We start from the raw sequence: 5,964 nt of genomic DNA on the forward strand, positions 1-5,964 counted from the left end.
TGCTCTTTACATAATCTACCGCTTTCCTGGCTGCCTCTATTGCCTGGCTGCCTCCTTTTAAGAAGGCTACCATCTCCGTTGGTACCACAGCATCGGCTAACTGGTAGGGCTGCGTCGCTAGTTCTTTGCTGGACAGGTAAGCAGCATACGCCAGGTTAAGGTCTACTACCTGGTTTTCACCTACTACCGAGCCAGCTCGCGGGCCAGCCTGTCCCGGAAACCTAAAGGTACCTAGTTTTAATTCTGTTTTCATTTATGTGAACCTCCTTTTTGGTTTTCTTAAAAGGTGCATAGATTTTGATTGCTTACATATACTTCTTTCCGTCTATCAGCAAAGCAGATTTCTTTTTTCTTTGTCGACCAATGTTCCGTTTGATGGAACATTGGTCTATTTTCTTAGTTATTAATTCTGCATTTCCCCTAAAAATCCTTCTAAAAACCAAAAAAAATTATTAAGCTTTATATCATCCCAGCCTCTATTCCATATTGTGGAGCTGTTTTCCCTGGCAGGGAACAATAAATCATTTCTAATGTAATTTGCTGCCGGACCAACCGCAGCGGTGAGTGCTACGGCAGGCACCACAACCAGCACCTGAGCCACAGAAGCCGCGCCGGGTTGGTCACGGCGGAGGTTCACAGGATAGCTTCCTTGGGTATTAATGGTAAGTCATTGAATAAGTCTGTTCGTTTCTTCATGACCCGCAACATAGTCTCGGCATTGATAAGACTTTTAACTTCCAAATTCCCATCGATTTTTTTCGTCTTAACAAGAAAATCAATAGAATCTTTAATACCAGCAAAGGTAAACTTTGAGATCCTGGGGTCAAAGGATATATTTTTAATTGCTGCTCTAGCTACAGCCGGGTCAAGATCGGAAATCCACCGGCTAGCAATGGTAGCCGCCTCGTCTAGATGTTGCCTTACCCACTGGCTGGCCTCGCAGAAAGCAGTTATATAAAGTTCGACTATTTCCGGGTGTTTCTTTAGGTATTTATCACGAGTAATATTTACACTATACCGGGCAATATAACCTCCACCCCGCTGCACCAAATAGGAGCCGGGAACTTTTTTTAATGTGCAGCTAGGGAAGGCTTCCCAGCATACTATAGCATCTACCAACCCTTCTCCCAGTGCCTGGGTTAACTCCAAATCCCGCAGGTCAACCAGTTGTACTTCATGTTCAGGAATGTTTTTGCTTGCTAATACTGCTCGAAGATATTCGTGGGCTACTGTGCCCAGCGGGACACCAACAATCTTACCTGCTAAATCTTCCGGGTGTTGTTCGCGAATACCGGAATCTTTCCGGGCTACTATTGCCTGGTCATGATCAATTTTTTCAGTATAGGCAGCTCCTTGTAAAAGACCCAGGCCAATAACACTGGCTCCCTTGGCCTTCATTAATGCAATAGGGACCACACCGGCTTGGCCAAATTGGGCCTCTTCACTTTCTATGGCATTAATTTGGTGGAAGCCGCTTGGAACAATATTTATTCTTAAATCAATCCCGTAGTTTTCGAAGATGCCTTTTTCTACCCCAGCAAACGAAACGACATGTCCTAGGGGAGTCCCTACGACTACCGTAAGCGGTAACTTCTTTGAAGGGGTATTATTAATATTGAAAAGTTCATTACGAGACGTTTTTAGTGATGGAAAAGTGGAATATGATTGCATTTCTACAGTCGCAGCCATTTGTTTACCTAGATAGCCCAGGCGAGTAGATATTTCTTCGGCACACTCGACCACCATTTGGGCCAATTCGGCTACCCGGTCTATTGTTACCTGCAATACCGTCCCGGATATACTGACAGCTGCCACTACTGTGCCCGAGTAATTAAATACAGGGGCAGCTATGCACCTAATGGCTTCCTCATTTTCAATATCATCTACTGCATAGCCTTGCTGCCGCACTCGCTCTAAGTGAGCTTTAAATTCGGAGAAAGAAGTTATGGTATTCGGTGTCAATCGTGGCATACCTTTAGTTTCAAGAATATGCTTTACTTGTTCTTCCGGTAAAAAGGCTGCAATAGCTTTGCCTAAAGCAGTGCTATGAACGTAACCACGCAGGCCAATATAGGAGGCCATTTTAATGGACCCCATGCTTTCTACTTTATCAATATAAACGATGTCGCCCTGATCCAGGATAGCCAGATGTACAGTCTGGCCACTTCTTTCCATTAATCGTTTAAGACAAGGTGCAGCCTGGCTTCGTAGTTCAAGATTGTGCAATACAATGTTCCCTAGCTCAACTAATTTAAGCCCTAGCTTGTATTTTTCGCTTTCTGGGTCCTGTTCTACATAACCTTTTTCCTGCAAGGTCCCCAGTAAGCGATGGACGGTACTTTTCCCTAACTTGAGTTTTTGGGCAATTTCCGTGATACCTTTGGGCCGCCCCCGTTCTTCGGCTAGAGCTTCGATAATTGTTAGGGAACGTTCTACTGATCTTACTAAGTTTATTACTTCCGTTGGCACCTGATTTACCTCCCGCACTCGTACATTAGTACGAGTACCTGGTTAAGAACATCTACTAAAATCATAATACATATACTTATTATTTTTCAAGGGTGGCTAAAAACTCTTCGACCTGGGCACGAGTAGGTGTAGCACCTTCACTCAAGCATGGGTTCTCCCAATGAGATAATTTACGGCATATTAAAAATTCACTCCTTAATCAACATATAGTACTAGTAAACGGTGGGAAAGAAAGGAACTTTCCCACCGTTTAAATGTTTAGTTGTTATTTACCCTCTTTTGCCAACCCGGCTTTCTTCATTAACTCGCTATAAGAAATAAGTTCATTTGCAGCGTACTTGGTGTATTCCTCGGTGCTCATATAAGTTGCATTGGACAAACTGTTCTTCATGTAATCCTTATATTGCTGGTCCTGGGCAGCTTCCTTAAAAATATCATGTATTTTTTTAACAATATCATCAGGTGTACCTTTGGGAGCGGCGATACCCCTTACCGAACGAACATCAATATCATAGCCCAGCTCTTTGAAGGTCGGGACATCTTTGAAGTTTTCACTGCGCTCAGGCGCCATAACCGCTAATATTTTGAAGTCACCAGATTTTATCTGGGAGGCAGCTTCGTTGGGTCCAATGACGATGGCGTCAACATGCCCACCCAGTAACTGGACACCTGCTGGGGCGCCACCAGTAGACATGGGAACGGTATTAAATTTTAGCCCCGTTTTGTTTTCCAACTCTATTACACCGAGATGCCAGAGACCGCCGGGAGAACCCGTAGCAACTTTAAGTTCTTTAGTTTGAGCAGCTTTTTTGAAGTCCTCAAAAGTATTCCACCCAGAATCCTTCCTGACAATCAGGGCACAAGCGTCATAGTTAACAGCAATGGCTAGTTTAAAGTCTTCATGGGTCAACGGGGCAATGCCCGCCACTTTATAAGTAGAAATATTGGACGGCATAATCCCAATGGTGTAACCGTCAGGATTTGCCTTGGAAAGCTCGAGCAAACCGGTGGAACCTACGGCACCGGTCTTATTAACCACTGTAAATTTAACACCCGTCTTTTTCTCAGCGATGCCTGCAAGGATACGAGCCACCTGGTCAGCCCCACCACCAGGACCGTAAGGTACAATAACCGTTACTGGCTTCTCAGGCCATTTTACTTCTTTATTTTGTTCACTCTTACCGCAACCCGCCAATGCCATGCTGAAAATCAAACTTAGTGTCAGCAGAGCTATTATGATCCCTGCTTTTTTAGAGATATTCCTCATGACTTCTCCTCTCCTCCCATTCTTAGATTTAAAACTCAGGCCGTTATAAGCGGCGGTTTTCTTATCATCGCTACCCTCCCCCCTACCATACTACCGCCTAACCGGCCATAGCCTGCATTCTTTTACGCTTCAAAAAATCAGCGATGCGTGGACCTAACAGAGTAAGGGCAATCAGGACCCAAAAAGCAACGCAGATGGGCCGCGTAAAGAAGATGCTGAAGTCACCTTTAGACATAACCAGTGCTGTTCGTAAGTTCACTTCTACTATCGGGCCAAGGACAAGACCCAAAACCATGGGAGCTACAGGCATATCGATATTTTCCATCATGTAACCAATAACCCCAAATACCAGCATAACAATAACATCAAAAAAGTTATTGTTAACAGAGTAAGCACCGGCTATCATTAAAACTAAAATCATAGGAATAAGCTGGACCTTGGAAATGGAGATGGCCCTTACAAAAATGCGGGCTGCAAACAAACCTACTATCAGCATGAAAAGATGGGCTACCCAAAGGCTGGCGTAGATAGCGTAAACTATTTCTGGGTTATTACGATACAGCATGGGTCCCGGCTGGATGTTATGGATCATAAAAGCTCCGATGAGAATGGCCGTTACGGAGTCCCCCGGAATACCCAAGGTAAGGAGTGGAATCAAGTTGCCACCAACACAGGCATTGTTAGCTGATTCTGATGCTGCTATACCTTCGATATGTCCCGTGCCAAACTTCTCCTTCTCTTTGGAGACCTTAACTTCGTAGTTGTAGGCCATAATGGATGACATATTCCCACCAGTAGAACCCGGTAGTACCCCTACCCAGAGTCCTATAAGGGTTCCACGTAAAATTGTTGCTTTAATACGTACAATATCGGCCCAGGTAGGGATAACTCTTTTTAGCTTTTGTATTATACTGGTATCCAGTTTGGTTTTTTCCATGGACGCTATCTGCCGGAAAATCTCAGGTAATCCGAGAAGTCCAATCATTACCGGTACAAACTCAAAGCCACTGAAGAGTTCTGAAACTCCAAAAGTCAAACGTGGCGCCCCTACCAGGGGGTCCATGCCAACGGTACCTAAAAGTATCCCTAAGGCGGCTGAAATTAACCCAATTACTAAATTTTTTCCGCTTACATCAGCCAGGCAGCTGAGGCCCCAAAGAGCCACCATAAATAGTTCCGGAGCGCTGAATTTTAAAGAAATAGGTGTAATTAAAGGAGCCGCGATCATTAAGGCAATAATACCCAGGGTGCCACCTGAAAACGAAGAAAAAGTGGAAATACCAATGGCCCTACCAGCTTCCCCTTTTTGTGTCAGCGGGTAACCGTCCCGCGCTGTCATAATCGATGAAGGCGTGCCAGGGATGCGCAATAAAATTGCTGATATTGAACCTCCATAAATTCCACCGACATAAATTCCTAACAACATGGCTAACCCAAGTACCGCATCCATATTAAAAGTAAACGGTACCAGAACAGCGACGGCCATGGTCGCCGTTAACCCGGGTATCGCACCTACGGTAATTCCCGCAACTACCCCTATCAAAGTCATTAATAAAGCCTCTAGCGATAATGCTTGCGAAAGGCCGGAAAGGAGGGCTGCGCTCACTTCGGCAACTCCCTTCTAAAATCGACTAGGTAAACTGAACTCGTAAAAAAACCGTAAAGATATAGTAAATTACCATGGAAAAAGCTAACGAAATAGTTCCCAGTTTAACCCAGTTTCTCTCACCCAGAAAAAGCTGAAAACCTGCCATAAATACTAAAGTAGTTAGAATAAAACCCAGGTATTTAATTACATAGATGAAAGCCAGCATTCCCAGGGCAACCGGTAAGAGGTTTTTGACCTGACTCAAAGGTTGCTGCAATTGGGTCGGCTCTTTACTTATAAACGACATGCCCATGAGCAAAATAGCACAAACAGCGATAAAAGCAGCCATTAGACGCGGCAAAAACGCTGGTCCCATCATTTCTATTCTTTGAGTAACATTACTGATATCTGTGGTACCTACTACTGCTAACCAACTCACTCCCAGCAGAAGCAAAGCGACAACAAAATCAATCTTGCTTTTAATTTTCATGGCCATCCTCCCGGTGGAAATCTACGCCACCCTCCGGTGGGATTGGGTTGGTGACGACCACCCAGGAGATACTCCTGCGCGGCCGTCACCAGTAACCCACCTAAGCCAAAATAACTATCACTAAATCCTGGCCCACTTCTCTACCGCTTT

Annotated in this window: 5 protein-coding genes and 1 pseudogene; all 6 read right to left on the reverse strand. The window is 44.6% G+C overall.

The window, feature by feature from the left end; all coding sequences use genetic code 11:
- Positions 1 to 253 (reverse strand): annotated as a pseudogene (locus MOMUL_RS14900) (fumarylacetoacetate hydrolase family protein); the annotation flags it as partial.
- Positions 254 to 403: 150 nt separating this feature from the next.
- Complete coding sequence (locus MOMUL_RS14905) at positions 404 to 601, reverse strand: hypothetical protein (RefSeq protein ID WP_161485040.1); 198 nt, start codon at positions 599 to 601, stop codon at positions 404 to 406.
- Between the two features lie 32 nt (positions 602 to 633).
- Positions 634 to 2,469 (reverse strand): IclR family transcriptional regulator domain-containing protein, encoded by a 1,836-nt coding sequence (locus MOMUL_RS15425; protein ID WP_064774459.1) that lies wholly within the window; start codon positions 2,467 to 2,469, stop codon positions 634 to 636.
- A 265-nt stretch (positions 2,470 to 2,734) separates the two neighbouring features.
- A complete protein-coding gene (locus MOMUL_RS14915) occupies positions 2,735 to 3,736 on the reverse strand; it encodes a tripartite tricarboxylate transporter substrate binding protein (RefSeq protein WP_062286177.1) in 1,002 nt (333 codons plus the stop codon).
- 97 nt (positions 3,737 to 3,833) lie between these two features.
- The gene (locus MOMUL_RS14920) at positions 3,834 to 5,342 is read right to left on the reverse strand and encodes a tripartite tricarboxylate transporter permease (protein WP_153018454.1); all 1,509 of its coding nucleotides are present in this window, start codon (positions 5,340 to 5,342) and stop codon (positions 3,834 to 3,836) included.
- A gap of 25 nt (positions 5,343 to 5,367) precedes the next feature.
- Positions 5,368 to 5,814 carry a tripartite tricarboxylate transporter TctB family protein gene (locus tag MOMUL_RS14925; protein WP_062286179.1) on the reverse strand — a complete coding sequence of 149 codons (447 nt, stop codon included), beginning with the start codon at positions 5,812 to 5,814 and terminating at the stop codon, positions 5,368 to 5,370.
- Positions 5,815 to 5,964 lie beyond the last annotated feature (150 nt).

This window comes from Moorella mulderi DSM 14980, assembly GCF_001594015.1.
In the GTDB taxonomy this organism is placed as follows: Bacteria; Bacillota; DSM-521; order Neomoorellales; family Neomoorellaceae; genus Neomoorella; species Neomoorella mulderi.